The sequence below is a fragment of the Rathayibacter sp. AY2B3 genome (assembly GCF_002931755.1).
Lineage (GTDB): Bacteria > Actinomycetota > Actinomycetes > Actinomycetales > Microbacteriaceae > Rathayibacter.
In genome coordinates this window covers 16,034-41,448 of sequence record NZ_PSUG01000010.1, presented here as the reverse complement: position 1 = coordinate 41,448, position 25,415 = coordinate 16,034, and the positions used below count along the sequence as shown (strand labels likewise).

Here is a 25,415-nt window from a genome sequence, read left to right as displayed (position 1 = left end):
CCGGGGCCGCCGCGGCCGTACGATCGGAGTCATGCCGCTGACAGGAGAGTACGAACCCAGCACGTCCGAGTGGGCCCGCGAGCAGGCGGAGCTCTACGAGCGGACCGGCGGAGCCGAGGGCGACCTCCTCCGAGGCCGCCCCATCATCGTCCTGACCACCGTCGGCTCGAAGAGCGGGAAGCTCCGCAAGACCGCGCTGATGCGCGTCGAGCACGAGGGCGAGTACGTGGTCGTCGCGTCCAAGGGCGGCGCGCCCGAGCACCCCGTCTGGTACGGCAACATGCTCAAGGAGCCGCACGTCGAGCTGCAGGACGGGCCGGTGAAGAAGGACTTCACCGCGAGCGTGCTCGAGGGCGATCTGCGCGCGGCCTGGTGGGAGCGCGCGGTCGCCGCGTGGCCGGACTACGCCGAGTACCAGACGAAGACCGAGCGGCAGATCCCGCTCGTGCTGCTCAAGCCCTGGTCCTGAGCACGGCGGGCGGCTCGGCCCGTCGCCGACTCGGCCCGCGTCCGGTCGAGGTCGCGCCGCACGGCAGGCGCCTCACGCGGGCGGCGAGCCCGGCGGATCCGATCCGGCCTCAGACCCGGGCGGCGATGAGGTCGAGGACCTTCGGGCTCGAGAGCAGCGCGAAGTGGCCGACCACCGACACCGCGATGTTCTCGCGTGCGCCGGCGAGGCGGCTCCCTCCGGGGATGTACTGGTCGCGCATGCCGTAGATCGACGTGATGCGGGCGTCGGCCTCGCGCTCGGCCAGCAGGGAGCGGATGAGCGGGCGGTGCGGCGCGAACTCGCGGAGCGCCCGCGCCGGGGCGATCCGCGCGAGCGACGAGCCGTTGAACGGGGTGGACACGGCGATCATCCGCTCGATGCGCCCGTCCTCGCGGTCGTCGACGACCATCATGTGCTTGCCGATCAGGCCGCCCTTGCTGTGCGCGACGACGACGACTCCGCGCAGATCGTGCTCGCGCAGGTAGTCCTGGCCGAGTCCGGCCGACGCGACGATCGGCCGCGTGTTGTAGCCGAGCGCCGGCAGCACGTGGATCGGACGGCCCGCCGCGTGCAGCCTCTCGGCGATGGGCCGGAGGAACTGCCACGTCTCGTAGATCCCGGGGATGAGCAGCACCGGAGCGCCGTCGCCGGACGCGTACCGCGACACGTCCCAGCCCTCCCGCAGGTGCACGAAGCGCGAGCCGTAGGCGTAGCGGTAGTCGCGGAGGTACGCGCGCCGCAGCGAGGTCGAGCGGCGCGGGCGACCGGAGTCACGCGCCGGCATAGGCCCGCTCCAGCTCCGCGATCTCGAGGCGGCCCATCGCGAGCATCGCCTGCAGTGCGCGTGCGGCGCCCTCGGGGTCGGCGCCTCCGAGCAGACGCGGGAGGACCTCCGGCACGATCTGCCAGGACAGCCCCCAGCGGTCGCGGAGCCAGCCGCACCGGCTCTCCTCGCCGCCGTCCGCGATCAGGGCGTCCCACAGCCGGTCGAGCTCGGACTGGCTGCCGACGGTCACGACGATCGAGACGGCCTCGGTGAACGGGAACCGCGGCCCGGCGTTGATCGCCTGGAACCGCTGCCCGTCGAGCTCGAACGTCACCGACAGCACCTCGCCGGGCGACGGGGAGCCCTCCGGCAGCACCTGGCTTCCGGTGATCCGCGAGTTCGGCACCAGCTCCGTGTAGAAGCGCGCCGCCTCCCCCGCGGCGTCGTCGAACCAGAGGAAGGTGCTGACCGCGCCCATCGGAGTCTCCGTCCTGCGCGGGAGGGTCTCCGCGGCTCCCTCAGTGTGCCGCGGAGGCGCCCTCGCCGCGACGGATCACAGCGGGTTGACGCCGAACGCCGTGGCCAGCTTGTCGATCTTCTTGGCGCGGCCCAGACGGGGCAGGTCGCTGCCGTCGCGGATGACGCGGCCGCGGGCCTCGAAGTCGTCGAGGAAGTCGCGGGCCCAGGCGACGTCGGACGGCGTCGGGCTGATGACCTCGTTGATCACGGCGAGCTGCTCGGTGTCGAGGCAGAGCTTCCCGGTGAGGCCGAGCGAGACCGTCAGCGCGGACTGCTCGCGCAGCACGGGGTGGCTGTTCGAGACGGTCGGTCCGTCGATCGGGCCGGGCAGGTCGCCGATCCGCGAGGCGACGACCAGGCGCGAGCGCGGATAGGCCATCGCGAGGTCGTCGGCGCTGGTGCCGGTGTCCCGGCGGTAGTCGCCGCTGCCGAAGGCGAGGCGGAAGGTGCCGCGGGCGCGGGCGATCGAGACCGCCTCCTCGATGCCGAGGGCGGACTCGACCAGGGCGAGCACCGGAGTGGAACCGCCGAGGCGGTCGAAGGTCTCGGTGACGTGCTCGGCGGCCTCGGTCTTCGCGAGCATGACGCCGGCGAGGCCGGGCAGGCCCTTCAGCGCGTCGACGTCGTCGGACCAGAACGGGGTGGAGTGGTCGTTGATGCGGACCCAGGCGCGCTTCTCGCCGGTCAGCCACTCCGCGACGTCGTTCCGCGCGTCGGGCTTCGCCTTGGGGTCGACCGCGTCCTCGATGTCGAGGACGATCTGGTCGGCGCGGGACGCGTGCGCGGAGTCGAACGTCTCGGTGCGGGTGGCGTTCACCAGCAGCCAGGAGCGAGCGATCTCGGGGGCGACGTCGCGCCCCTTCCGCTTCGCGATGGCGGTGGTCGTGGTCTCGGGCAACGTCACGTTCGGGTCCTCTCGGTGGCGCGGTCCTCGCTCCGCGGACGCCGCCGCTCTGCGACGGCGCCGGGGACAAGGGTAGCGGCTCCCCGTCGGCGGGGCTCCGGGCGCTCCGGGGTCCGTCCACTCCGGTGCGGCGTCGCCCCGGATGCTCCGGATCAGCGGCCCTCCGGGCGCTCCCACAGCGTCAGCACCGTCGTCGGCACCCGGATCCGCTCGCGCGCGACGAACCCCGTCTCGGCGAGCACCGTGTCCGCCTCGCCCGCGGGCAGCGCCTGCCAGACCCGGTCCTCCCCGGCGAGGGCCGCACGCAGGGCGTCGCCCTCCAGCAGGCGGTCGGAGTACGTCCCCGTCGTCTCGTACGCAGCAGCGAGGGCGACGTCGTCCACGCCCGCGAACGCCTCCGGATAGGCGGCGAGCGCCAGGCGGGGCCGGAGCGAGACCGTCCCGGAGGAGCCGAGGAGGACAGCGTCGCCCGGACGGGCCCGCTCCTGGACGGCGGCGGCCAGACCGCGGAGGTCCTGCCCGGCGGGCTTCCCGGTGACCGTGCGCATCTGCACCAGGACCGGCAGGGCGGCCACTGCGATCACGGCGAGGAGGGCGACGCCCGTCCGGCCGCTCCACGAGTCGAGCGCGAGGCCGAGGAGGACCGCGAGGGCGGGGGTGCTCGACGCGAGGTAGCGCGGGGTGAACATCGGCTCGAGGAGGAGGGTCCCGAGCACCAGCACCGCCGTCGGCAGCACGATCCAGAGGACGAGGGCCGGCAGGAGCGGCCCGCGCAGGCCGCCCCGCACCGCGGCGACCGCGAGGACCGCGACGGCGGTCCCGGCCAGCCACCACGCGGATCCGAAGAACGGCTCGACCAGGACGGTGAACGCGGTCACGGGCTGCGAGCGGAGCCAGCCGACCTGGCCGCTCTGCCCGACCGCGAGGAGCAGCACCGGCACGGCGCCCAGCGCGGAGAGGGCGGTCGGCGCGAGAGCCCGCACGGCACCCCGGGGCGCTGCGGCAGCGGCGAGGGCGACGAGAGCCGGCAGCGCCAGCACGGAGTAGAGGAAGACGGCGTTCGCGAGACCCGCGACGGCCGCGAACGCGATCCAGCGCAGGGCGCCTCCGGAGCGGGCCGCCCGCACGACGAGGACCGCCGCTCCCACCACGAGAGCGGTGGCCAGAGCGGAGGAGCGCGCCTCGGTCCCCGAGAACGACGACCGCGGGAGCAGCACGAGCACCGCCGCGGCGAGGAGCGCCGCCCGGGGCCGATCGAACGCGCGCAGCAGGAGGACGACGCACGCCGCCGCCGCTCCCGTCGCAAGAGCGGACGGCGCGCGGACCGCGAGCTCCGACTCCCCGGCGAGGGCGATCCAGCCGTGCATCAGCAGGCCGTAGACCAGGTGCACCGCGTCCTTCTCCTGCACGAAGGCGAGGAGCTCCCCCACCGGGAGCCGTGCCAGGCGGAGGGTCGCGGCCTCGTCGTTCCAGTAGGAGGGGATCCAGGAGCCGACGAGGGTCAGCGCGCTCGCGAGGGCGAGGACGGCGCTCGCGGGCAGGGTCCGGAGCGCGCGCATCCCGCCAGCGTAGAGGCCGGGCTCACCGCGCCGAGCGCTCGGCGAGACCCTTCGCGTACGCGGCCTGGCCGACGTGCTGCGTGTCGTCGTCGATCACCGAGACCAGCCGCACCCCGAGGGTCACCGGCGGATCCCACTGCTCGTCGACGACGCGCTCCAGGTCCTCGTCGCCGAGCGTGTCGAGGAGGGCGAGCGTCTGCCGGTGCACGGCGTCGGCGTACTCCGCGAGCAGCGCGGCGGGCACCGCGGCGAGCGCCGCCACCTCGGCCGGCTCCTGCCCGTAGCCGGTCTCGTCGGGTCCGAAGGGCAGGCCGGCCCGTCCGTGGAAGCCGTCGGCCGTCCACACCTGCTCGTGACCGGCGAGCGGGGCGAGGTGGTCGTCCTGCACCCGGACCAGATGCCAGACGAGCCACGCGGGCGAGTTCGAGCGGGCGTCCGCGCGGAACGCGAGCTGATCGGGGGTGCTGTCGTCGAGGACGGCGTGCACGTTCTCGTGCACCCGGCCGAAGGCGTCGCGGAGGAGGTCGATGGCTGCGCTCATGCCGCCAGCCTGCCGCTCCCGCGTCCGCTGCGGCACCCCCTCCGCGCGCCTCGGAGGAAGTGCGGAGGCGGGTGCCCGATACTCGGCCCGTGACCTCCGGATCCTCGAACCTGGCGACGAAGCCGTGGCTGACCTCCTACGCGGAGGGAGTGCCCGCCGAGATCGACCCTCCCTCCCAGACCCTCGTCGACCTGCTCGAGGACTCGGTCGCGCGGTACCGGCGCGGCACCGCCCTCGAGTTCTTCGGCGCCGAGACCAGCTACGCCGAGCTCGGCGAGCAGGTCGCGCGCGCGGCGGAGGGCCTGCGGCGCCTGGGCGTGCGCGTCGGCGACCGCGTCGCGCTGGTGCTCCCGAACTGCCCGGAGCACGTGGTGGCGTTCTACGCCGCTCTCCGCCTCGGAGCGATCGTGGTCGAGCACAACCCGCTCTACACGCCGCGCGAGCTGCGGCGGCAGTTCGAGGACCACGGCGCCCGGTTCGCGGTCGTCTGGGACAAGATCGCCGACGTCGTCGCGACCATGCCCGCCGACCTGGGCGTCGAGCGCGTCGTCTCCGTCGACCTCACCCGCTCCTTCCCGCTCGGCAAGCGTCTGGCGCTGCGGCTCCCCCTGCCGTCGGTGCGCCGGTCGCGCGAGAAGCTGACCGCGACTCCCCGCAGCCGCTCCCTGGTGCCCTTCGCGTCGCTGCTGAAGAACCGCCGCATCGCGCGCTCGCACCCCCGCCCGGTCCTCGGCGACACCGCCCTGCTGCAGTACACGAGCGGCACGACCGGGACGCCCAAGGGCGCGATCCTCTCGCACGCGAACCTCCGCGCGAACGCCCTGCAGGGCCGCGCCTGGGTTCCGGGCCTGCGCGAGGGCGACGAGACGTTCTACGCGGTGCTCCCCCTGTTCCACGCCTACGGGCTGACGCTGTGCCTGACCTTCGCGATCAGCATCGGCGCGAAGGTGGTGCTGTTCCCGACCTTCGACGTCGGCCTCGTGAAGGCGGCCGCGAAGTCGTCGCCGCCCACCTTCCTCCCCGCAGTGCCGCCCGTGTACGACGCGCTGGCCCGCGCCTCCGAGCGCCACGAGCTCGACCTGCGCGGCATCCGCTTCGCGATCTCGGGAGCGATGAGCCTGCCGGTCGCGACGGTGGACCGCTGGGAGCGCGCGAGCCGGGGCCTCCTGGTCGAGGGCTACGGCATGACCGAGAGCTCGCCGGTCGCCCTCGGCAACCCGGTGGGCCCGACCCGGCGGCCCGGCACCGTGGGCGTGCCCTTCCCCAGCACGACGATCCGCCTCGTCGACCCCGCGGATCCGTCGATCGACCGCGGCCCGGGCGAGTCCGGCGAGCTCCTGCTCCGCGGGCCGCAGGTGTTCCAGGGGTACTGGAAGCGGCCGGAGGAGACGGCCGAGGCCCTCCTCCCCGGCGGCTGGCTGCGCACCGGCGACATCGCGACCGTCTCGGCCGACGGCTTCGTGACGATCGTCGACCGGGCCAAGGAGCTCATCATCACCGGCGGCTTCAACGTCTCCCCCTCCGAGGTCGAGGGAGTGCTGGAGTCGCACCCCGACGTGACCCGCGCGGCCGTCGTCGGGCTCCCCCGCGAGGACGGCGGCGAGAGCGTCGCTGCGGCCGTGGTCCTGCGGGCCGGGACGGCGGTGGATCCGGAGGCGCTGCGCGACTTCTGCCGGCTGCACCTCACGCCGTACAAGGTGCCCAAGCGGATCGTCCCGGTGGACGAGCTGCCGACCTCGCTGATCGGCAAGGTGCTGCGCCGCCAGGTGCGCGAGAGTCTGCTGGACTGAGACGACCGGAGCGGGCGGTGGCCCGCGAGGAGGAGGACGACATGGCGAGGATCGTGCAGTACGAGCGGATCGGCGGACCCGAGGTGCTCGAGACCGTCGAGGCGCCGGAGCCCGAGGCGGGGCCCGGCTCCCTGGTGGTCGCCGTCCGCGCGGCCGGCGTGAACCCGATCGAGTGGAAGGTGCGCTCCGGACTGCGCCCGAGCCCGCCGTTCGACGGTCCGCGGAGGCTCGGGTCGGACGGCTCCGGCGTGGTCTCCGCCGTCGGACCGGGCGTGACCGGGTGGAGCGTCGGCGACCGGGTGATCGTCAGCGGCGCCACCGGCACCTACGCGACCGCCGTCGCCGTCTCCCCCGACTCCCTCGATCCGCTCCCCGACGGACTCGGCTTCGAGGAGGCGGCCGCGCTCGGCATCCCGGTCTCCACCGCCTACCAGGCGGTCGTCTCGCTCGCCGTCGCCGAGGGATCGACGTTCGTCGTCCATGCGGGCGCCGGAGCGGTCGGCCGGGCGGCGATCCAGTTCGCCGTCGACCGCGGAGCCCGGGTGATCGCCACGGCGAGCCCGGCGAACCACGAGGCGCTGCGCGCGCTCGGAGCGGTGCCGGTCGCCTACGGGCCCGGACTGCTCGAGCGGCTGCGCGCCGCGGCGCCGGAGGGCGTCGACCGCGTGCTCGACGCGGCCGGGACGGACGAGGCGCTCGCCGCCTCGCTCGCGCTGGTCGCGGATCCGCAGCATGTCGGCACAGTGGTCGCCGGCCCGCAGGCGGCAGAGCTGGGCATCCGTGCCTGGAGCGGCGGCAGCCCCGTGCCGCTGACCGAGGAGGAGCAGCGCCTCCGCCGCGAGGGCGTGCCGCTGGCCGCCCGGCTGGCGAGCGAGGGGCGCTTCTCGGTCGAGACCGGTCCGCGCCTCCCGCTCGAGCAGGCCGCCGAGGCGCACCGGCTCAGCGAGGACGGCCACGTCCGCGGGAAGATCCTGCTCGTCCCGTGAGCCGGGCCCGCTCCCGGCATCCGTCTCCCCCACCGCTTCACCGCTCTCACCGTCGAGAAGGAGTCCCCGTGTCCACTGACGACACCACCCCCGTGATCCTGGGGGGCGCCCGCACCCCGTTCGCCCGCTTCTCCGGAGCCTTCGCGCCGCTCTCGGGCGTCGAGCTCGGCGCCGCCGCGATCCGCGGGGCGCTCGAGCGCGCGGGCGCCTCCGCGGCCGACGTCGACGCGGTCGTGCTCGGCCAGGTGATCCAGGCCGGGGCCGGCCAGGGCCCCGCCCGGCAGACCGCGGTCCTCGCGGGCCTGGGCTGGGACGTCCCGGCGGTCACGATCAACAAGCTCTGCCTGTCCGGCCTGACCGCGGTGATCGACGCGGCACGGATGATCCGGCTCGGCGAGGCGCGGGTGGTCGTCGCCGGAGGGCAGGAGTCGATGACGAACGCACCGCACCTCCTGCTCGGGTCCCGCTCCGGCCTGGGTGTCGGCCCGCGTCCGCTCGAGGACGCGCTCCTGCACGACGGCCTGCTCGATCCGTTCGACCGCCGCCTGATGGGGAGGGTGACCGACGACGGCAACGCCGAGCGGGGCATCCGCCGCGAGCGCCAGGACGCCTTCGCCGCGCTCTCGCACCAGCGGGCCGCCGAGGCCCGGTCCACCGGCGTGCTCGCCGAGGAGATCGTGCCGGTCTCGGTGCCGCAGCGGCGCGGGCCGGACCTGGTCGTGTCCGCCGACGACGGGATCCGGGAGGACAGCACGGTCGAGACGCTCGCCCGGCTGGCCCCCGCGTTCTCTCCCGAGGGCACGATCACGGCGGGCAGCTCCTCCCCGATCACCGACGGAGCCGCCGCCCTGGTCGTCGTGTCCCGCGGCTGGGCCCGCGAGCGGGGACTGCCCTGGCTCGCGACCGTCGCCGAGCACGGGCAGGTCGCGGGACCGGACAACTCCCTGCACTCGCAGCCGTCGGCGGCGATCCTCCAGGCGCTCGGCCGCCGCGGTGCGATGGTCTCCGACCTCGACCTGATCGAGATCAACGAGGCGTTCGCGTCCGTGGTCCTCCAGTCGGCGGACGACCTCGGCGTCGAGCCCGAGGCGGTCAACCTCGACGGCGGGGCGATCGCGCTCGGCCACCCGGTGGGCGCCTCCGGAGCACGGCTGGCCCTGCACCTGGCGCTGGCCCTCCAGCGCCGGGGCGGCGGGCTGGGCGTCGCCGCGCTCTGCGGCGGAGGCGGCCAGGGCGAGGCGCTGATCCTCGAGGGCTGAGCCGCGGTCCGCCCTCAGGACCGGTTCGGCGCCTCCGGTTACGCTCACGGGATGAGCATCCTGAGCGCCGACGGCCTCGCCTTCGTCACCGAGCGCCACCTGGCCACCCTCTCCACCCCCGGCCGCCAGGGCCGCCTGCACGTGGTCGCCGTGGGCTTCACCTACGAGGACGGCGTCGTCCGCGTCATCACCTCGCGCGAGAGCCAGAAGGTGCTCAACGTCCGGCGCGGCGGCACCGCGACGGTGGGGCAGGTCGACGGCATCCGGTGGCTGAGCCTCGGCGGCCCCGCGTCGATCGAGGAGGAGCCGGACGCCGTGCAGCACGCCGTCGAGCTCTACTCTCAGCGCTACCGCACCCCGCGCCCCAACCCCCTGCGCGTCGCGATCCGCATCGACGTCGACTTCGCCCTCGCCTCCTCCGGTCTGCGCGCGGAGTAGCCGGGTGGCCCGCGGCGACGCGCTGGGCGGAGCCGGCGCCGTCTCCTCCCTCCGCACCTACCGCTACGTCCGCCTCTCCCTGGTCGCGGCCGTGGTGCTCCTGGCGGCCGGCCTCGTCCACCAGCTCCTCGTCGGAGGCCCGCTGCGCTCGATCAGCGCCTCGTACTACACCCCGGTCCGCTCCCTCTTCACCGGGGCGCTCTTCGCGGTCGGAGTCGCGCTGGTCGTCCTCGCCGGGAGGAGCGTCCGGCGCTTCCTCCTGCTGCTGGCGGGCATGACGGCACCGGTCATCGCGATCGTGCCGGTACCCCTCGCCTCGGAGGAGCTGCAGCGCCTCCTCGGAGCGGCGTGCCCGGCGGGAGGGGCGTCGTGCCTGCCCGCGACGGCCGCGGAGGAGGTCGCCGCGTCCCTGCCGGCCTACCTGGTCACCGCTGCGGCCGTCCTCGTCGCCTCCGTGGTCCTGCTCGCCCTCGACCGGGTCCTCGACCGCTGGGCGCTCGTCCGCACTGCGGTCGCTGCCGCCCTCCTGATCGCCCTGGCCGCCTGGAGCACGCTCCCGTCGTTCCTGCGGCTCGGCCACTACGCCGCCGCCGGCGTCTTCTTCCTGCTGATCGCCGTCACCGCCGGTCTGCACGCCGTCGCGGTGCGCTCGGAGGGGGCGAGCGGGCCGGGGACGCCGCGCTTCTACTCCCGCTGCTACGCCGTTCTCGCGGTGCTGATCGCCGCGGTCGATGCGGCGCTGGTGGTCCTGCTGCTCACGGGGCGGGGAGCGGAGCTGCTCGGCGAGCAGTGGCTCCTCCTCGGCGAGGCGGTCGCCCTCGCCCTCTTCGGGGCCTTCTGGGTGCTGCAGACCGTCGAGAACTGGGACCGCGCCGACGTGCTGCTCGTCGCCCGGGGCTGAGGGGGGCCGGTGCCCCCCTCAGCCGCTCAGCGCTTGAGGGTGATGGAGGCGCTCCGCCCGAGGTTCCCCGCGGCGTCGTAGGCGTGCGCGACGATCGCGTACCGCCCGGCCGGGTAGGACGAGGCCGAGACGGTCAGGCGCCACGTCCCGCCCGACGCCCTCGTCGCGTCGCCCAGCCGCGTCGCTCCGCTCCAGAAGCTCAGCCGCGTCGTGCCGACGTCGTCCTGGGCGCTGGCGACGAGGGTGACCGAGCCGCGCACCGTCGATCCGCTCGTCGGCGCGGTGATGACGGTCCTCGGAGCCGTCGTGTCGCGGGGCGGAGCGGGCGAGTCCGTGGGTGCCGGAGCCGGAGCCGCTGTCGGCGCGGTCGTGGGAGCGGGAGTCGGCGTCGGGGCCGGTCCGTCGCCGAGGCCCCAGGCCGTCCACAGCTCCTCGGCGATCATCGCCTGGCCGGCGACGTTCGGGTGGAAGTAGTCGACGTCCGTCGAGAGCTGGTCGAGCGAGATCGGAGCCGCCGTGAGGGCGCCGCCGTCCCACACGCAGTCGTTCGCGGCGGACGCGCAGGCCGATTCGAGAGCGGAGTTGAAGTCGGCCTCCCGGTCCTCCGCCGCCGCGAGCGACGCGGTGTAGGCCGAGCCGGTCAGCGGGGCTCCGGTCGTGGCGTCGACCCCCCGCTGGGTCCGGCAGACCCCGCCCCAGGCCCAGATCGCGGCGCCCGGCGTCGGCCTCACGGCCTCCCACTCCGACTCGATGTCCGGGACGGAGCCGACGAGCACCGTCGCCTCCGGCCACTCCTCGCCGATCGAGCGGAGGATGCCGGTCGCCGACGCCGCGAAGGAGGCGGCCGGCGTCATGGCGTAGCCGTCGCTCTCGGGAGAGAGTGTCAGCGAGCAGAGGTCGTTGCCGCCGATCAGCAGGGTGACCACGTCCGGCTCCTCCCCCGCGTCGGCCGCCGCGTCGATGCGCGACTCGACGCCGCTGATGACGGCGCCCGACTTCGCGTAGTTCACGGCGCGGACCGCCGTGCGCGGGTCCGCCGCCGCCATCCGGCTCGCGATCGAGTCGACCGCGGTGGCGGATCCGGTCGCCCAGGAGTTGTCGGCGCAGTCGCGGTTCGCCCCGCAGGTCGTCGCTGCGCGCGTGATCGAGTCGCCGAGCGCGAGCAGCGTCTGCGTGCCGGATGCCTCCGCCGGCGGTGCCGCGAGCAGCCCCGCCAGGAGCGCGAGCGCCCCCATGCCGACTCCTGCCGCTCTCCGCCGTGCCCTGTGTGCTGTGATCCCCATGTCGTCCCGTCCCCTGGTCGTCCGTCGTTCGGCTGCCTCGCGTACTGCGAGAGCACGAGGGGCGAGCGTACGTCGCCGCCGCTCCCCCGACGGATCGGAGGAGGGCGGCTCCCGTCTGGCGCGGCCCGGATGGGGGACAAACGCGACCCCCTCGAGCGAGCAAGAGGGACAGGAGAGAACCGCGGCACACCCGGCGGGCACGGTCAGCCCGCCCTAGCGAAGGGGCCGCGGAGAGAACGCAGAAGGCTCGCTCTCTTGAGCGGGCCTTCTGCGGCGATGAATCGATTCCGGCCCGACTCGAGAAGATGGCGACCTCTGACGGCTGCAGTCATTGCAGCCCGACGAAGAGCACGTCCTGAGGCAGGACGGGCCTTCGATGAGGAAGAGATCGCCGAAATACGTCAGCGGCAGATGCCGAGCAACCGAGTCTCGTCGCAGAGAATCTTGAGATCGGCACTAGGATTCGACGCGCTCACGATGAGAGGGATCCGATGGCCAAGCAGGAACGAGCGATCGCCACGCGAGAGACGCTCGTGATCGGCGCCAGCCGGGTCTTTGCTCGCTTGCACTACGAGACCGCGCGCGTGGCAGACATCCTCGAGGAGGCTGCGGTCACACAGGGAGCGTTCTACTTCCACTTCCCCGAAGGCAAAAAGCAGATCGCCCAGGAGCTGATCACGCGTCAGGAGAAGCAGTTCGTCAGAGTACGCGAAGAAATCTCGGACTCCGGACTCGACGGCCTGTCCGGCTTACTCGAACTGACTGACGCGCTCGGACGGTTGCTCCGGTCGGACCACGTCGCACAGGCCGGGGCACGCCTCGTCATCCAGGCGTCCACAGTGTTTCCAGAAGCGACCCGGACCTTCGACTCTGCATGGATACAAGCGATCAGCTCCTTTCTCCACCGGGCGGAGGGTGAAAAGACTTTGAGAGGGGACGTCGATGTCCCGCTGTCCGCGCGAACGATCGTCTACCTCTTCACCGGTGCGCAGGTGAGTTCCTTCGTGAACGATGCCTGGGAAGACCTACCCTCTGCGCTTGAGACGATCGAACCCTTCGTCACCCGGTCCCTGGCAGCCGACGGATTCGTTCGATCACATCCGAACACCTAGCCTCTCGGCACTCGAGGCGGAGAGAGGACACGGGTCCTCCGCGTACTGACGAAGTCGTGGGCTCCGATCTCCTGAAGCGCTGCGGGCACCCCCACGAGAGGTCGATCGACGACCGCTCGCCGGGCCGCCTGCAGAGTCCTAGCGATGACCGGGGGGCGGAGCGGATTGCAAGCAGGCCTTTCACGGACCTCGCGCGAGCGCACAGCACTTCGGCCATCGGGCGGGGCCGAGGAACCAGGGGCGTGGTAGCGACCGGGGATGAAGAAGAGGCCTCGAGGACGCGGTATGCCGGCTCCTCCTGAGCCCTGACCGACGAAGGGGCGAACGACTCCTCGAGACGTATCGCGTCCTCGACGACGGCTGCCACGGGATCACAGTGTCCATCGAGCGGGGATCAGCGGCGCGCGTCGAGGACGAATCTCGTCGAGCGGGCTCGAATACACAATACGAAGATGTGTTTTCATGAGGTTGTCTCCGAACAGTGACGGTGGTATGTTTTTGTCACACGCCAAGCAAGGAGGTTTTTGGTGAACGGCAAGCGGAAGTCGTTCTGGTCGCGCATGAAGGGCGATCCGCCCTGGTTCACCACATTCGACGGATTCAATTGGATTCCGACCAGCCTCGGCGCCCTCATCGGGCTCGCGCTCTTCGTCATCATCGTCGTCGCGCTAGTCGACTGGTTGGTGGCGTGAGTAGTGGGCCCGCCACGACGGAGAGCTCGAGGCGCTCGAAGTCCAGGACCACCGAGATCGCCGAACTACTGTTCGTCGCGGCCCTGAGGGGACGTATGTCTGGGGCGCAACGAATGTCTCGAATCAGGGCGATCAGCGTACACACGCGTTGAGCCTCGACGAATGAAGAGGCATGGCAAGCGGGACATGCAGCCTCTCCCCGGCCGCTCACGAGCGAACTAGCCCGCCTTGCCCCGGTCGTCGTCCTCGTCGCTCTTCGGCCGGCAGACCACGAGCCGTCCAACCTTCTGGTCCCCGTCATGTGTGGGGTGGGGCTCGTCTGCTACGCCTATCCGCTCGCATCTGCCAGAAATACGCCCCCTGCGTTGAAGGCGCGATCTACCGCTTGTGCGGAAAGAACGTCACGTTCGAGTGGCCCCGCATCCCTCAGACCGTGCTCTGCGACTACTTCACCTAGCGCGGACGCCGCTGCAAGCAGAACCGCTTTGAGCGCCGCGCGCTGCTCGCGCACCGTGTCGAGGACCGGATCGGTGCGCTTTCCAGCGCATCAGGATCAGCGGCGGCGAAGCAGGCCGCGTCCAAGCCGTGCCCGGTCGGGTGTTCGACGCGCTGGCCGCGTTAACTGGCGATGAAAGGCGAACCCTCGCTGCGCAGAAGGCGAAACTGCAGCGAAGAAGGTGAAGCTCCTCCGGTTCCCGTACGCCGAGGTGGACCAGCTCGACCGGCTCAAGGCTGAAGACGACCGCAACCTCGGCGGCCACCTCGATCGAGAGTCGACTCGACGCTTCGGAGACGACCTCGAGCAGGCGAAGTGCCGGGTCGGCTGCGTGCTCGGCATCCCGATCGGCGCCGGCGAGGTCTCAGCCAAGGACGGACGGCGGATGCTCGACCCGGCCCTGTTCGACCGCAGCACCATCGATGATGAGAAGAACGTCTCTGCCGGATCGAAGCAGATGAGCTCCACGATCCTCACCCGGACGCGAGGCGCAGCGACGAGAAATCGCGGCCGCGCAACGCAGGTCACGGTTTTCCCGCTTCTTGTGTGGTGGATCCGAGGGGATTCGAACCCCTGACCTCTTCATTGCGAACGAAGCGCGCTACCAACTGCGCCACGGACCCGTGCCTCTCGAGCCGTCACCGGCCCGAACAACTCGTCCACACTAGCACGGACGAGCGGGCGCCTCGCACCCGCGTCAGGCCCCGCGGCGGCGCTGCAGCGCCTGGTCGAGGTCGATCGCATCGACGCCGTCCACGACGCCCATCGCGGCGAAGCGGGAGGAGGGGCGGGGCGCCTCGGGAGCGGGAGCGGCGGCACGCGGGACGCGCAGCGGCGCCACCTCGGGAGCGGTCGCGGCGGCGCGCTGGGCGAGCTCCGCCTCCGCCGCGGCGGTGCGCAGGCGCTCCACGGCGTCGATCGAGGCCATTGCGGAGGCGGCGACCGTGCCCCGGGAGAGGTAGAGCGGCTTGGGGAGCGGCTGCGGCGTCCAGCTCGCACGGTCCTCGGCGAGCTCCTCGGAGTCGTCGTCCGCCTCCTCCTCGGCGAGCTCGGCCTCGAAGACCTCGGCGCGCCGGCGCTCGGTCGCGGCGGCCGTCGTCGCGGTCGCGGCCGGAGCGGCGGCGCGGCGGCGTCCGGGCGCCAGCAGGATCAGCGTGCCGAGCCCCGCGACGGCGAGGAGCAGGCCGACGAGCGGCACCGCACCCGTGCCGCCGAAGGGCAGCATCACGAGTCCGACCAGCGCGGCGACCGCGCCGACCAGCACGGCCAGCGCGGCGCCCTGGCGCCAGCGCAGGACCGAGGGCCCCGATCGAGTGCTCCGCCGTGCGCTCGCGGTCGCCCGTCGCAGCGCGTCGCGCGCCGCCTTCTCCGCCTGTGCCAGCTCCATCGCCTGTGCCTTCTCTTCGGCTCGTCGTCGTGTCTCGGTCACCCGGAGCCGGCGCTGCTGCAGCGCCACCTCGCGGGCCGTCGCCTCCGCACGCACGTGCTCGGGCACTTCCGCGGTCTCGGCGAGGATCCGCAGCGTCTGCTGCAGCCTCACCGCGTTGCGCTCGGTCGCGTTGTACGACCGCCTGCGCATCCACGTGGGGATCAGGTAGGCGACCCACAGAACGGCGGCGAGCGCCCAGACGACGCCCCCGCCCAGCCAGTCGCTACTCATGCGGACAACGCTAGGAGTACCGGGCACTCCCGTCCGTCATTACGGGTAGGTGTGTCCGTGCGGATCGCGGATCAGCCGGGGCCCCGTCGGAGGGACACCGGCGCCGTCGGAGGGCCCGGAGAGGCCCGAGCGGCGCGAGGCGCGGAGGTCCGCGTCGGTCGGCACGCCGACGTCGGAGGGGACCTGCCCGTCGAGGTAGCGGCGGAGCACGCCGCGGGGCACCTCCTCCGCCACGAGAGCGAAGCAGAAGTGGTCGCGCCAGTCGCCGTTGATGTGGATGAAGCGCCGCCGGAGCCCCTCGTAGCGGAAGCCGAGCTTCTCGACCACGCGCAGGCTCGGCCGGTTCTCCGGGCGGATGCAGATCTCGATCCGGTGCAGGCCCAGGTCGAGGAAGGCGTGGTCGGCGGCGAGGGCCACGGCGATCGGAGTGATGCCCCGTCCGGCGTAGCGCTCGGACACCCAGTACCCGATCGAGCCGGAGGACAGCGAGCCGTACCCGATGTTCGAGATGTTGAGCTGCCCGGCGAGCTCGCCGTCCCAGTCGATGAGGAACGGCACTCCCCCGCCGGCGCGCGCGTTCTGCTGCAGCGAGCGGATGCTGGCGCGCACGTCGAACGCGGCGCCTCCGCGGGGGTCGGACGCCTCCCACTGGCGCAGCCACGACCGGTTCGCGATCAGCTCCCGCTCGAGAGGGCGGGCGTCGCGCACGCGGATCGGGCGGACGGTGACACGACCCTCGGTGAGCGTCGGGATCGGGAGCGGCATGATGCGACCCTACTGCTCCACCGCACTGCGGGAGGGGGACTGGACTCCGGGGCGTTCCGTGCTTCCGGGGGAACGGAGGAACGGACGGGATCCCCCGCCGCAGCAGGGGGTCCCGTCCGTTCCGGAGGTGCGCTCGCCGGGGCTCAGAGGCCGGCGACGAAGTCCTTCAGCCAGGGCTTCAGGTCCTTGCCGAGGTCGTCGCGGTCGGAGGCGAGCTGCACGATCGCCTTGATGTAGTCGAGCTTGTCGCCGGTGTCGTAGCGGCGGCCGCGGAACACGACGCCGTAGACGCCGCCGAACTCGGCCGGGTCCTGGGCCATGCGCTCCAGCGCGTCGGTCAGCTGGATCTCGCCGCCCTTGCCCGGAGCGGTGTGCTCGAGGACGCCGAACACGTCGGGCTTCAACACGTAGCGGCCGATGATCGCGAGGTTCGAGGGGGCGTCCTCCTTGGAGGGCTTCTCGACCAGGCCGGTGATCCGCACCACGTCGTCCTCGTCGGTCGCCTCGACCGCGGCACAGCCGTAGAGGTGGATCTGGTCGGGGTCGACCTCGAGCAGCGCGACCACCGTGGTGTCGCGGTTCTCGGCGACGTCGATCATGCGGGAGAGCAGCGGGTCGCGGGCGTCGATCAGGTCGTCGCCGAGGAGCACGGCGAAGGGCTCGTCGCCGACGTGGCGCTGCGCACGGGAGACCGCGTGGCCGAGGCCCTTCGGCTCGCCCTGGCGGACGAAGTGCACGTCGGCGAGGTCGCTGGCGTACTTGACGTGCTCGAGCTTCTTGTCGTCCTTCTTCTTGGACAGGTTCTGCTCGAGCTCGGGCACGGAGTCGAAGTGGTTGGCGAGCGCGTTCTTGTTGCGCCCGATGATCACGAGCACGTCCTGGAGGCCGGCGTCCGCCGCCTCCTCGACCACGTACTGGATCGCCGGCTTGTCGACGACCGGCAGCATCTCCTTGGGGATGGCCTTCGTCGCCGGCAGGAAGCGGGTGCCGAGACCTGCGGCGGGGATGACTGCTTTGCGGATTCGAGTGCCCATGGGGCGTCATCCTAGCGGCGGGGGAAGTCACGGGAGTTTCGCGCCAGGACGGTCGTCGCACCGCATCTGACCCCGTTCCGGGCAGGCCGAGGACGAGGCTCCCTCAGGGTCCCCGCGGAAGGGTCCGCGAGAGCCCCGGTTCTAGACTGTGCGCATGCCAGCCGACATCACGCACGAGAAGCGAGCGCTGCGCGCCGAGCTGCGCGAGCGCCGCCGCACGCAGACCTCGACCGCTCGCGAGCAGGCCGCGGAGCAGATCACCGCCCACCTGATCGAGCTCGCCACCCGCGTGGGGGCCCGCTCCCTCGCGTGCTACCTCTCCGCTGCGGACGAGCCGAGCACCCGGCCGTTCCTGGGCTGGGCCGAGAGCCACGGCATCCGCGTCCTCTTCCCCATCTCGCGCCAGGACGGCCTGCTCGACTGGGCGGTCGGCGACGGACACACCGAGACCCAGGGCCTGTTCGGCATGCCCGAGCCGGTCGGGCAGCTGCTCGGCCCCATCGCGATCAACGACGTCGACCTCATCGTCGTCCCGGCCGCCACTGTCGACCGGCAGGGGATGCGGATGGGCTGGGGGCGCGGCTATTTCGACAAGACCCTCGGCTCGATGGAGAAGTGCCCGCCGGTCTACGCCGTCGTCTTCGACAGCGAGCTCGTCGACCGGGTGCCCAGCGAGGTCCACGACCAGGCCGTCGACGGAGTCGTCACTCCCTCCGGCATCGTCGACCTGCGCCACTGACCCCGTCCTCCTTCTTCCCCACCCGCCTCCGAGGAGCCCCCTGTGCCGACCTACTCCTACCGCTGCACGCAGTGCGGCAACGCCTTCGACATCCAGCAGAAGTTCACCGACGACACGCTCACCGAGTGCCCGAGCTGCCAGGGGGCGCTGCGCAAGGTGTTCAGCGCCGTCGGCGTGACCTTCAACGGCTCGGGCTTCTACCGCACCGACTCCCGCTCGGGCGGGAAGTCGGGCGACAGCGGCTCCTCCTCGGGATCCGGCTCGTCCGGCTCGTCCGACTCGTCGTCGAGCTCCTCGGGCTCGGGCGGCTCCTCCACCGGCTCGTCGGGGTCCTCCGGGTCTTCGGGCTCCTCGTCCAGCTCGGGCGGCTCCTCGTCCGGCTCGGGCTCCTCCGGCTCCGGATCGTCCTCCTCCTCGTCGTCCTCGGGGTCCTCCGGGTCCTCCGGGTCCTCGTCCTCGGGATCCTCCTCCGGGAGCTGACCGCCACCCACCGCCCACGGCAGAAACGGAACGATCATGATCAACGGCTTCAAGGAGTTCATCCTCCGCGGTAACGTCATCGACCTGGCTGTCGCCGTGGTCATCGGCGCCGCCTTCACGACCATCGTCAACGCGATCGTGACGGGGATCTTCAACCCGCTCATCGGCGTGATCTTCGACGCCTCCTCGCTCGAGACGCTGAACTGGGTCATCCGCCCGGGAGAGAACGGCGAGGATCCGACCGTCATCGCCTCCGGCTCCGTGATCTCGGCCCTGATCCAGTTCGTGATCGTGGCCTTCGTCCTCTACTTCGCGTTCGTCCTGCCGATCAACCACCTCAAGAACGCCGCCTTCGCCAAGAAGGCCGCCGACGCCCCCGCCGCGGAGGACAAGGCCCCCACCGAGCTCGAGCTCCTCGCCGACATCCGCGATCTGCTCGCCAACAACGGGACCGCCACCACCGCGAACTCCGGCAAGCACGTCGACTGAGTCGTTCTGTCGTCTTCCGCCGGAGGCGGAAGAAGACCGCGGTCGGCTTCCGAGACGGGAGCGTTCCGCAGAGCGTTGTGCGAACGGCGCGTTCGAAACGCTGGCACGCGTTTCGGACGACGCCTGCATCTTCGGGAGGTCGCCGGTCGGAGCCTTCAGCGCTCCTGACGGTGATCGATCGGGCCTGGATCCACGCGTTCTTCGGACGTCGCCGGGCACCGGACGGGACGTGGTCCGTCACCGAGCACCTGACAGGACGCGGTCGGTCGCCGGGCTCCGAACGCGAAGCGGTCGTTCACCAGGAGCCGGGTCCGACGCGGGCGGTCGCCGGGCATCGGACGTGGCGTGGTCGGTCGCCGAGTACGAACGGGTTCCGGCGAGGTCCGGGATCGCTGACGGGACGGGCGCTGACGCGCAGACGGGCGACCGGACCGGCCGGCGTCAGTAGTGCGGGGGGACGTCCTGGCGCAGGCGCGCGTCGTTCGGGCCGGTGTCGGGGCGCGCGGGCGGTGCGGAGGGGTCGGCGACGGGAGCGTCGTGCGGGGACGGATCGGTGCCGGGCTTCGCGGGGAGCGTCGCCCGCCGGCCGCCGCGGGTGCGCCGCAACGGGCGGTCGGCACCCGCGGGGGCGTCGGGATCCGGCGCCACGATCAGTCGCGCGGCAGCGGCTCGACGGGCTGCGTCTCCCCCGACGCCGGAGCGGCGGCAGGAGCGGCAGAGGCGGCAGGAGCGGCGGCAGCGGCAGGAGCGGCAGCCTCGCCGGCGGCAGGAGCAGCGGCCTGCTCCTCCCCCGCGGTCGCACCGATCAGCCCGGACACCCGCGCGGCCACGGCCTCGGGGTCGGCGAACAGCTCGAAGTTGTGCACCCGCAGGTAGTGCCAGCCCAGCCGGCGCAGCAGCTCCGGACGCAGGCGCAGCGACACGCGCAGGCTCTGCGTGCTCACGTCGCGGTCGGTCTCGACCACCACGGCGCGGGTCCCGTGCGCGGCGACGAGGGCGAGCTTCCCCTTGTGCCCGATGTTGACCCGGAGTCCGCGGCGCTCGAGGCGCGCGGCGAGATCCACCAGCATCGGCTCGGAGTAGTCGTCGCGGTCGCTCGGCTGGACGCGGTCCTCCGCCTCCTGCAGCACCTGCGCGAGCGCGACCATGCCGTAGCGCATGCGCGACTCGTCGATGTCGCCCGGGCGGAAGCACGAGACGATGTCCATCGACCGGCGGGCACGGGTCATCCCGACCGCCAGCAGGCGCTCTCCGCCCGGCTCCGCGAGGGCGCCGAAGTTCGACAGCAGGCGGCCGTGGGGCGTCCGGCCGTAGCCGATCGAGAAGATGACGCGGTCGCGGCTCTGCGCGACCGACTGCTCCAGCGTCACGACGGCGAAGGGCTCGGGCCGATCGCCGAGGATGAAGTCGCTGAGGTCGGTGCGCTTGGCGAAGGCCGTCAGCACCGCCTGCTGCACCCGCACGGCGTGCCGGGGGCTCGCGGTGATCACCATCAGCGACTCGCGCGGACGGATCACGGCGTGCTCGAGCACCAGCTCGACCACCTTCGCGACCTCGGCGTCGACGGACTCGACCGCCCCGGAGTCGTTCTCGGGCATGCCGTGCCCGCTCGCGATGTAGTGGAAGCGCAGCGAGTCGTGTCCGAGGAACGAGCCCGCCCAGGGCAGCGAGTCGATGCGGCCGCCGTAGAAGCGGCGGTTGACCAGCTCGGCCAGGTCCTCGCCGCCCGCGCGGTAGCTGCGGGTGAGCGTGACGGTGTTGAGCAGCTCGCCGAGGCGGGCGAGCGCCGACTGGGCGTGCAGCGCCTCCACGTCGGTCCGCGAGGCGGTGGAGCCGAACTCCGGCGTCTCGTCGACGCGCAGACCGAAGGGAGTAGGGGTCTGCGTGACCGGGTCGCCGAACGCGACGACCTGCTTGGCCCGGCGGATCGCTCCGACGTTCTCGGCCAGCGTGGTCGCGCCGGCGTCGACGAGGAACACCGCGTCGAAGGTCGTCTCGGTGCCGATGCGGTGCACCTCGTACGGCGAGGCGAGCCAGGCCGGAGCGAGCACGCGCGAGAGGTGCGGAGCGGCCTTCTGCAGCTCCTGAGGGGTCGTCGCCGCCTCGGTGCGCAGCAGCGAGCGCAGCGCGTCGCGCTCCTGCGGCCAGTCGACGAGCCCGATCTTCCAGGTCTCGGAGAGCTTCCAGGCGAGGAGCTCGGCGCTCGAGGCGGCGTGCGCCTCGTCGACGAGCTTGAAGTCGGCCTCGAGCCGGTCGAGCACGCTCGTGTTGCCGCCGAGGAGCGCGCGCTCGTCGGTCAGCATGATCTCGAGCGCCGAGCGCCACCAGGCCAGGTCCAGCTCGCCCGCGACCAGCTCGGCCGGAACGTGGCGGCGCGAGAGGTCGGTGAGGAGCGGGTCCAGGCCCCAGTCGCGCAGGGTGGCCAGGAGCGTCGTCCGCTCCTGGAGGTTGGCGAGCACCTCGCTGTCCTCGGCGAGGCCGGACACCATCGAGGCCAGCTCCGCGAGCGGGAGCGAGGCGAGCTGCAGGTTCGTCCCGCGGCGGCCGAGCGGCTCGTCGAGGCGGCTCAGCTGGTCGGTCACCTGCTGGTAGGCCACCTGCACGTCGGCGACGCCGACCGGGACCTCGGGGATCGTGCCGGCGACCGCGTAGCGCTGCCACAGCGTCCGCTGCTGCTGCACCCGGCGGAGCGCCGCGTTGAGGTCGGTGACGTGCGCGCCGGGCCGCAGGTACTCGCGGGCGAGCTTCTTCAGGCGCCGGCGGTTGGTGGACGACATCTCGGCGGCCTCGCGGCGGGGCGAGGTGGCGACGATGAGGTCCTGGATCGAGCGGTCGAAGACGGCCGGCTGGAACTTGTCCAGCGTCTCGCGGACGTCCTGCAGCAGGCGCAGGTAGATGCCGAGCTCGGCGACCGACTCGAACGGGCGCATCCGCGTCTGGCCGATGACGTCCTGGGCGCGGTCGAGCAGGCGCGGCAGATCGCGCAGGTGCAGGCGCTTGGCCAGCTCGTGGGCGATCTCGGCGTCGGCGGTGGAGTCGAACTGCGCGCCGTACCAGGGCGAGTCGCCCGGGCCGTAGCGGAACTCGCCCAGGCGCGCCGACTCGATCAGCATCCGGGTCGCCTCGGGGCGGCTGTGCGCGAGAGCGGTGACGGAGCGGCGGTCGAGGCGGGCGGCGGTCGACGGAGGCGTCCGCAGCTGCGAGAGGCGGGCGAGCTCCTCGAGTGCCTGCAGCGCCGAGACGCCGAAGCTCTCGTCGCGGCGGGAGAGGGCGCCGCGGTAGTCGAGCAGCACCTTCCGGAGCCGGAGCAGTGCGTCGTCGATCTCGCTGACGGAGGGGCGCGCGGCCTTCTCGTTGCGGCCGATCGACTGGATGAGGTCGCGGCGGAGCGTCCGGGGCCCGACCGCGATGCCGCCCAGGCCCGCCGAGAGCAGGCGCTGGTGGATGCTGTCGAGGCTCGACCGGCGGGCGCTGACGACCAGCACGCGCTTGTGCTGGGCGGCCAGCGCTCCGATCGCGTTGACGATGGTCTGGGTGCCGCCCGTGCCGGGGAGGGTCTTCACGACGAGCGAGTTGCCGGCCGCGATGTTCGCGATCACCTGCTCCTGCTCGGCGTCGGCGTCGAGCAGGAGGTTGTCGGTCGCCGGAGGACGCTCGTCCTGCGGGATGATCGACGCCACCTTCTGCGACTGCTGCAGCGCCCGCTTGGCGGCCGGGTTCCCGGCGACGGCGTCGAGGACGGGGTGCTCGAGCATCCGGGCGTCGCGGAGCATGTCGCCCGCCACGTCGGCGAAGCTCGAGACCACGAGGCGCGGGTGCACGGCGAACCACGGCAGGTGCGAGGTCAGGCCGCGCAGCTGGTCGATGACCGGCTGCGGCTTGAAGACGCCGTTCTGCACGGCCAGCTCGACGAACTGCTCGGGGTCGATCGTGATGCCGAACTGCTGCTTGAGAGCGCGCGCGAGCTGCGGGTTGAAGTAGGGCTGGCCCTTGAGCTTGAGCTCGAAGTCGCGGCCGTAGCGGCGGATGGCGAGCGGGCGCAGGAGCACGGGAGCGGTGAACTCCGTGTCGCCGGCGCGCCACTGGGCGAGGCCGATGGCGAGGTGGACGCCCTCGATGCCGCGGACCGACCGCAGCTCGATCCCCTTGTCGGTGATCGCACCCGCGGCGTTCTTCGCGGTGCGCAGGGCGAGCTCGTCGCGGATGAGCGAGGAGAGGAGGGTGGTCTTGCCCGAGATGAACGGGGGCAGCCCGCCGGGGTGCGTGGTCGAGAGCTCGATGCGCGTCCGGGGCGAGTCCACGAAGTGGAGCAGGGGCGACGGACCGCCGACCTTGGCGAGCTCGTCGCGCCACGACTGCCAGACCGGATCGGCCACGTTGCCGCCCTGGTAACCGGCCTCGCCGCTCGTCACCTGCACGGGAGAGGTCGCCGTCGGGGAGAGCCGATGCGCGGACGCCTCCCCCTGGTCACCGGATTCGGGTGAGGTCTCCACCGGTCCGGCTCCTGGGAAATCGTCGACTCGTTGCACACGGACACCCTAAACCGGGCACCTCCGAAAGGCCGTAGCGACGCGGGTCGGCGGCACGGTGCCTCCATCCGGCTCACCGGGCCGGGGCCTCGGACGCACGCGGAGCGCCGGGTCGGATCGGCGAGCGGAGCCGCCCTGTCGGGGCGGGCGGGGCTCAGGAGGGCCAGACGGCCAGGGGCGGCGCCGTCTCGACCCGGCGCTCGTCGCCGACCACGCGGATCCGGCTGCCCACGCGGTCGTGACCGCCGGCGACGGCGAGCGCGATCATCACCAGCTGCGCGTGGTCGCGGGTGAGGTGGCCGAAGGCGCTGCGCAGGTCGACGGGGCGGCCGGTGGCGAGCGACACCGCGATGCGCGCGACAGCCTCCTCGGAGAGGTCGAGGAGGCACGCGCGGTCGGCGAGGACGGCGAAGTCGATCCGGGGAGCCGCTGCCGTGTCCTCCCCGACCATCCACGGGTGCTCCGGGCGGAGGCAGCCGGCACGCGCGAGGAGCTGCTCGGCGGCCTCGAGGCCGGGCCCGCCGAGGACGGGGATCACGAGGCGGCCCGCTCGGCGCGGCGCCCGGAGGCGCGGACCGCGACGGACACGACGGCCGTGAGGAGGCAGGCGACGCCGGCGATCAGCGGCGCGAGCCAGCCGAGGACGCTCACCTCGTCGACGTCCGCGCCGAAGTACTGCCAGTGCGCGATGGCGTAGACGAAGAGCGAGAAGAAGCAGAGCGCGACGCCCGTGAGCGCCGAGACCAGGTCGGCGGGCCGGACGAGCGGCTCGCGCTCGGACGCCGCCGCGATCGGCTCGGCTGCGGGCTCGGGGCGTTCGGCGGCCGGGACCTGCGGGAGGGTCGCGGTGGCGGGGTGCTGCGTCATGTCTCGAGGGAACCAGTCGCGAGACGTCCTCGGCATCAACCGCTGGCATGACGTCGCGAGCCGAGCGGATGGTGGCGCGTCGGCCGGAGGTCGCGGTCGCCGCAGCGCTCAGGCCGGTCGGCGTCCGAGCGAGGACTGGAACCGCAGCAGGTATCCGTCGGGGTCGGCCACGACCAGCTGGCGCACGCCCGCCTCCTCCGCTCCGACCCGGTACCAGCGGGTCTCGAGCGGCGAGAACAGCGGCACTCCGGCTCCGGCGAGTGCTGCGGCCGTCTCGTCGGCGTCGTCGACGTGCAGCTGGAGGTTCATCCCGCGGCCCAGCGGCCGCTCCAGCGGCGCCGCGACCCAGTTGCGGCCGCGCCCCGCCTCCTCGAGCATCACGTGGGCGGAGCCGAGGACCAGGTACGCGAAGCCCTCCTCCGGCCGGGCGTAGTCGATCCGGAAGCCGCAGGGGCCGCACCAGAACTCCAGGCTCCGCTCGAGATCGGCGACCAGCAGCTCGGGGACGAGGTCGGGATCGGTCATCCGCGCGGCTCAGGCCTCCGCGCCCTCGGGACGCGTGGTGCGGCCCGGGAGCAGGAGCAGGCCGGAGACGCCCACGACGATCAGCAGGATCGCCGCGACCGTGACGAACGAGGCCAGAGCCAGCACCGGCATGATGATCGTCAGGACACCCGCGATGACCGACGCGATGCCGGCCGCGATCGGGAGCCAGGCCGGGCCGGCGACGCTGCGTCCGCTCGTGATGCTCGAGACGCCGTCGAGGATCCAGCCCGCGCCGATCACGAGGCCCAGGACGCTCAGCGACTCGAACGGGTTCGAGAGGCACAGGATGCCCGCGACCAGGATCAGGGCGCCGAGCAGGCCCGCGAGCCAGCGCACCCGGGCGTCGAGCCGCGAGGCGGTGAAGGCCAGCAGCAGGCGGAAGACGCCCGCGGCGATCAGGTGGATGCCGAAGACGATGGCGACGGTCAGCAGCGTCGGACCGGGGATCAGGACGGCGATGACGCCGAGCACGATCGCGATCAGCGAGACGGCGATGATCCACCAGCGCTCGACGGAGGTGCGGGACATCGTGGGCGCGGCGGTCTCGGACATGGCGTTCCTTCGCGTCGG

The 25,415-nt window shown here is 72.7% G+C and carries 27 protein-coding genes, 1 tRNA gene and 1 pseudogene; 12 read left to right on the top strand and 17 right to left on the bottom strand.

The features are described 5' to 3' along the window. Window positions 1-31: 31 nt before the first annotated feature. Entirely contained in the window at window positions 32-469 is a 438-nt protein-coding gene (locus tag C5C24_RS05025; protein WP_104304452.1) for a nitroreductase family deazaflavin-dependent oxidoreductase, read from the top strand. A 109-nt stretch (window positions 470-578) separates the two neighbouring features. On the opposite strand, the gene C5C24_RS05020 is transcribed toward C5C24_RS05025, so the two are convergent. The 5 genes from C5C24_RS05020 to C5C24_RS05000 all read right to left on the bottom strand — a co-directional run bounded on the left by C5C24_RS05020 (window position 579) and on the right by C5C24_RS05000 (window position 4,779). Continuing rightward, entirely contained in the window at window positions 579-1,274 is a 696-nt protein-coding gene (locus C5C24_RS05020; RefSeq protein ID WP_104275371.1) for a triacylglycerol lipase, read from the bottom strand. Further along, window positions 1,261-1,734, bottom strand: coding sequence for a VOC family protein (locus C5C24_RS05015; RefSeq protein WP_104304451.1), 474 nt, complete (start codon window positions 1,732-1,734; stop codon window positions 1,261-1,263). The genes C5C24_RS05020 and C5C24_RS05015 overlap by 14 nt, the downstream gene beginning before the upstream one ends. A 75-nt stretch (window positions 1,735-1,809) precedes the next feature. Further along, the gene (locus C5C24_RS05010; protein ID WP_219812832.1) at window positions 1,810-2,673 is read right to left on the bottom strand and encodes a CoA ester lyase; all 864 of its coding nucleotides are present in this window, start codon (window positions 2,671-2,673) and stop codon (window positions 1,810-1,812) included. Window positions 2,674-2,831: 158 nt separating this feature from the next. After that, entirely contained in the window at window positions 2,832-4,238 is a 1,407-nt protein-coding gene (locus C5C24_RS05005; protein WP_104304450.1) for a glycosyltransferase family 39 protein, read from the bottom strand. 22 nt (window positions 4,239-4,260) lie between these two features. Beyond that, complete coding sequence (locus tag C5C24_RS05000; RefSeq protein ID WP_104304449.1) at window positions 4,261-4,779, bottom strand: DinB family protein; 519 nt, start codon at window positions 4,777-4,779, stop codon at window positions 4,261-4,263. Window positions 4,780-4,868: 89 nt separating this feature from the next. Between C5C24_RS05000 and C5C24_RS04995 the strand changes: the two genes are divergently transcribed. The 5 genes from C5C24_RS04995 to C5C24_RS04975 all read left to right on the top strand — a co-directional run bounded on the left by C5C24_RS04995 (window position 4,869) and on the right by C5C24_RS04975 (window position 10,153). Beyond that, window positions 4,869-6,569, top strand: a complete 1,701-nt coding sequence (locus C5C24_RS04995; protein WP_104304448.1) for a long-chain-fatty-acid--CoA ligase — start codon at window positions 4,869-4,871, stop codon at window positions 6,567-6,569. Window positions 6,570-6,610: 41 nt separating this feature from the next. Then, window positions 6,611-7,555 (top strand): NADP-dependent oxidoreductase, encoded by a 945-nt coding sequence (locus C5C24_RS04990; RefSeq protein WP_104304466.1) that lies wholly within the window; start codon window positions 6,611-6,613, stop codon window positions 7,553-7,555. A gap of 68 nt (window positions 7,556-7,623) precedes the next feature. Beyond that, window positions 7,624-8,814 carry an acetyl-CoA C-acyltransferase gene (locus tag C5C24_RS04985; RefSeq protein ID WP_104275374.1) on the top strand — a complete coding sequence of 397 codons (1,191 nt, stop codon included), beginning with the start codon at window positions 7,624-7,626 and terminating at the stop codon, window positions 8,812-8,814. Window positions 8,815-8,865: 51 nt separating this feature from the next. Then, window positions 8,866-9,252: a pyridoxamine 5'-phosphate oxidase family protein gene (locus C5C24_RS04980; protein ID WP_104238325.1), complete on the top strand. Its 387-nt coding sequence runs from the start codon at window positions 8,866-8,868 to the stop codon at window positions 9,250-9,252. 4 nt (window positions 9,253-9,256) lie between these two features. After that, window positions 9,257-10,153, top strand: coding sequence for a hypothetical protein (locus tag C5C24_RS04975; protein WP_104304447.1), 897 nt, complete (start codon window positions 9,257-9,259; stop codon window positions 10,151-10,153). Window positions 10,154-10,179: 26 nt separating this feature from the next. Here the strand turns inward: C5C24_RS04975 and C5C24_RS04970 are convergent, their stop codons facing one another. Then, window positions 10,180-11,388, bottom strand: a complete 1,209-nt coding sequence (locus C5C24_RS04970) for a GDSL-type esterase/lipase family protein (protein ID WP_181135484.1) — start codon at window positions 11,386-11,388, stop codon at window positions 10,180-10,182. Window positions 11,389-11,927: 539 nt separating this feature from the next. Between C5C24_RS04970 and C5C24_RS04965 the strand changes: the two genes are divergently transcribed. From C5C24_RS04965 to C5C24_RS04960, 3 genes are all read left to right on the top strand, one after another. Further along, a complete protein-coding gene (locus tag C5C24_RS04965) occupies window positions 11,928-12,548 on the top strand; it encodes a TetR/AcrR family transcriptional regulator (RefSeq protein ID WP_104282013.1) in 621 nt (206 codons plus the stop codon). A 527-nt stretch (window positions 12,549-13,075) separates the two neighbouring features. After that, window positions 13,076-13,240 carry a hypothetical protein gene (locus C5C24_RS17870; RefSeq protein WP_181110209.1) on the top strand — a complete coding sequence of 55 codons (165 nt, stop codon included), beginning with the start codon at window positions 13,076-13,078 and terminating at the stop codon, window positions 13,238-13,240. A gap of 707 nt (window positions 13,241-13,947) precedes the next feature. After that, window positions 13,948-14,313 (top strand): hypothetical protein, encoded by a 366-nt coding sequence (locus C5C24_RS04960; RefSeq protein WP_146082525.1) that lies wholly within the window; start codon window positions 13,948-13,950, stop codon window positions 14,311-14,313. Here C5C24_RS04960 and C5C24_RS04955 read toward each other — a convergent pair. The 4 genes from C5C24_RS04955 to galU all read right to left on the bottom strand — a co-directional run bounded on the left by C5C24_RS04955 (window position 14,284) and on the right by galU (window position 17,195). Continuing rightward, window positions 14,284-14,359, bottom strand: a tRNA-Ala gene (locus tag C5C24_RS04955). The genes C5C24_RS04960 and C5C24_RS04955 overlap by 30 nt on opposite strands. A 74-nt stretch (window positions 14,360-14,433) precedes the next feature. Next, complete coding sequence (locus C5C24_RS04950) at window positions 14,434-15,396, bottom strand: hypothetical protein (RefSeq protein WP_104282011.1); 963 nt, start codon at window positions 15,394-15,396, stop codon at window positions 14,434-14,436. A gap of 39 nt (window positions 15,397-15,435) precedes the next feature. Then, entirely contained in the window at window positions 15,436-16,161 is a 726-nt protein-coding gene (locus C5C24_RS04945; RefSeq protein WP_104275380.1) for a GNAT family N-acetyltransferase, read from the bottom strand. Window positions 16,162-16,304: 143 nt separating this feature from the next. Further along, entirely contained in the window at window positions 16,305-17,195 is an 891-nt protein-coding gene (galU, locus tag C5C24_RS04940) for a UTP--glucose-1-phosphate uridylyltransferase GalU (RefSeq protein ID WP_104275381.1), read from the bottom strand. A 154-nt stretch (window positions 17,196-17,349) separates the two neighbouring features. Between galU and C5C24_RS04935 the strand changes: the two genes are divergently transcribed. Together C5C24_RS04935 and C5C24_RS18545 are read left to right on the top strand one after the other, a co-directional pair. Beyond that, the gene (locus C5C24_RS04935; protein ID WP_104275382.1) at window positions 17,350-17,934 is read left to right on the top strand and encodes a 5-formyltetrahydrofolate cyclo-ligase; all 585 of its coding nucleotides are present in this window, start codon (window positions 17,350-17,352) and stop codon (window positions 17,932-17,934) included. A gap of 42 nt (window positions 17,935-17,976) precedes the next feature. Then, a pseudogene (locus tag C5C24_RS18545) lies at window positions 17,977-18,117 on the top strand (FmdB family zinc ribbon protein); the annotation flags it as partial. 14 nt (window positions 18,118-18,131) lie between these two features. On the opposite strand, the gene C5C24_RS18540 reads toward C5C24_RS18545, so the two are convergent. Continuing rightward, window positions 18,132-18,452: a hypothetical protein gene (locus C5C24_RS18540; RefSeq protein WP_308470811.1), complete on the bottom strand. Its 321-nt coding sequence runs from the start codon at window positions 18,450-18,452 to the stop codon at window positions 18,132-18,134. On the opposite strand from C5C24_RS18540, the gene mscL reads away from it, so the two are divergent. After that, on the top strand, window positions 18,451-18,903 hold the full coding sequence (gene mscL / locus C5C24_RS04925) for a large conductance mechanosensitive channel protein MscL (protein WP_181135483.1): 453 nt from the start codon (window positions 18,451-18,453) through the stop codon (window positions 18,901-18,903). The genes C5C24_RS18540 and mscL overlap by 2 nt on opposite strands. Window positions 18,904-19,344: 441 nt before the next feature. Here mscL and C5C24_RS04920 read toward each other — a convergent pair whose 3' ends face one another. The 6 genes from C5C24_RS04920 to C5C24_RS04895 form a co-directional block, all read right to left on the bottom strand. Next, entirely contained in the window at window positions 19,345-19,551 is a 207-nt protein-coding gene (locus C5C24_RS04920; protein ID WP_104232858.1) for a hypothetical protein, read from the bottom strand. A gap of 2 nt (window positions 19,552-19,553) precedes the next feature. Next, on the bottom strand, window positions 19,554-23,321 hold the full coding sequence (locus C5C24_RS04915; protein ID WP_258065053.1) for an ATP-binding protein: 3,768 nt from the start codon (window positions 23,319-23,321) through the stop codon (window positions 19,554-19,556). A gap of 265 nt (window positions 23,322-23,586) precedes the next feature. Next, the gene (locus C5C24_RS04910) at window positions 23,587-23,970 is read right to left on the bottom strand and encodes a hypothetical protein (RefSeq protein WP_104275384.1); all 384 of its coding nucleotides are present in this window, start codon (window positions 23,968-23,970) and stop codon (window positions 23,587-23,589) included. Beyond that, window positions 23,967-24,299: a hypothetical protein gene (locus C5C24_RS04905; protein ID WP_104304444.1), complete on the bottom strand. Its 333-nt coding sequence runs from the start codon at window positions 24,297-24,299 to the stop codon at window positions 23,967-23,969. Before C5C24_RS04905 ends, C5C24_RS04910 begins: the two co-directional genes overlap by 4 nt. A gap of 108 nt (window positions 24,300-24,407) precedes the next feature. Continuing rightward, the gene (locus tag C5C24_RS04900) at window positions 24,408-24,824 is read right to left on the bottom strand and encodes a VOC family protein (RefSeq protein ID WP_104275386.1); all 417 of its coding nucleotides are present in this window, start codon (window positions 24,822-24,824) and stop codon (window positions 24,408-24,410) included. A 9-nt stretch (window positions 24,825-24,833) separates the two neighbouring features. Then, window positions 24,834-25,397, bottom strand: coding sequence for an HdeD family acid-resistance protein (locus C5C24_RS04895; protein ID WP_104275387.1), 564 nt, complete (start codon window positions 25,395-25,397; stop codon window positions 24,834-24,836). Window positions 25,398-25,415 lie beyond the last annotated feature (18 nt).

Coding starts and splice junctions, on each gene's coding strand:
- C5C24_RS05025 (WP_104304452.1), top strand. CDS start 32: ATGCCGCTGACAGGAGAGTACGAACCCAGCACGTCCGAGTGGGCCCGC.
- C5C24_RS05020 (WP_104275371.1), bottom strand. CDS start 1,274: ATGCCGGCGCGTGACTCCGGTCGCCCGCGCCGCTCGACCTCGCTGCGG.
- C5C24_RS05015 (WP_104304451.1), bottom strand. CDS start 1,734: ATGGGCGCGGTCAGCACCTTCCTCTGGTTCGACGACGCCGCGGGGGAG.
- C5C24_RS05005 (WP_104304450.1), bottom strand. CDS start 4,238: ATGCGCGCGCTCCGGACCCTGCCCGCGAGCGCCGTCCTCGCCCTCGCG.
- C5C24_RS05000 (WP_104304449.1), bottom strand. CDS start 4,779: ATGAGCGCAGCCATCGACCTCCTCCGCGACGCCTTCGGCCGGGTGCAC.
- C5C24_RS04990 (WP_104304466.1), top strand. CDS start 6,611: ATGGCGAGGATCGTGCAGTACGAGCGGATCGGCGGACCCGAGGTGCTC.
- C5C24_RS04980 (WP_104238325.1), top strand. CDS start 8,866: ATGAGCATCCTGAGCGCCGACGGCCTCGCCTTCGTCACCGAGCGCCAC.
- C5C24_RS04970 (WP_181135484.1), bottom strand. CDS start 11,388: ATGGGGGCGCTCGCGCTCCTGGCGGGGCTGCTCGCGGCACCGCCGGCG.
- C5C24_RS04965 (WP_104282013.1), top strand. CDS start 11,928: ATGGCCAAGCAGGAACGAGCGATCGCCACGCGAGAGACGCTCGTGATC.
- C5C24_RS04950 (WP_104282011.1), bottom strand. CDS start 15,396: ATGAGTAGCGACTGGCTGGGCGGGGGCGTCGTCTGGGCGCTCGCCGCC.
- C5C24_RS04945 (WP_104275380.1), bottom strand. CDS start 16,161: ATGCCGCTCCCGATCCCGACGCTCACCGAGGGTCGTGTCACCGTCCGC.
- galU (WP_104275381.1), bottom strand. CDS start 17,195: ATGGGCACTCGAATCCGCAAAGCAGTCATCCCCGCCGCAGGTCTCGGC.
- C5C24_RS04935 (WP_104275382.1), top strand. CDS start 17,350: ATGCCAGCCGACATCACGCACGAGAAGCGAGCGCTGCGCGCCGAGCTG.
- mscL (WP_181135483.1), top strand. CDS start 18,451: ATGATCAACGGCTTCAAGGAGTTCATCCTCCGCGGTAACGTCATCGAC.
- C5C24_RS18540 (WP_308470811.1), bottom strand. CDS start 18,452: ATGATCGTTCCGTTTCTGCCGTGGGCGGTGGGTGGCGGTCAGCTCCCG.
- C5C24_RS04905 (WP_104304444.1), bottom strand. CDS start 24,299: ATGACGCAGCACCCCGCCACCGCGACCCTCCCGCAGGTCCCGGCCGCC.
- C5C24_RS04900 (WP_104275386.1), bottom strand. CDS start 24,824: ATGACCGATCCCGACCTCGTCCCCGAGCTGCTGGTCGCCGATCTCGAG.
- C5C24_RS04895 (WP_104275387.1), bottom strand. CDS start 25,397: ATGTCCGAGACCGCCGCGCCCACGATGTCCCGCACCTCCGTCGAGCGC.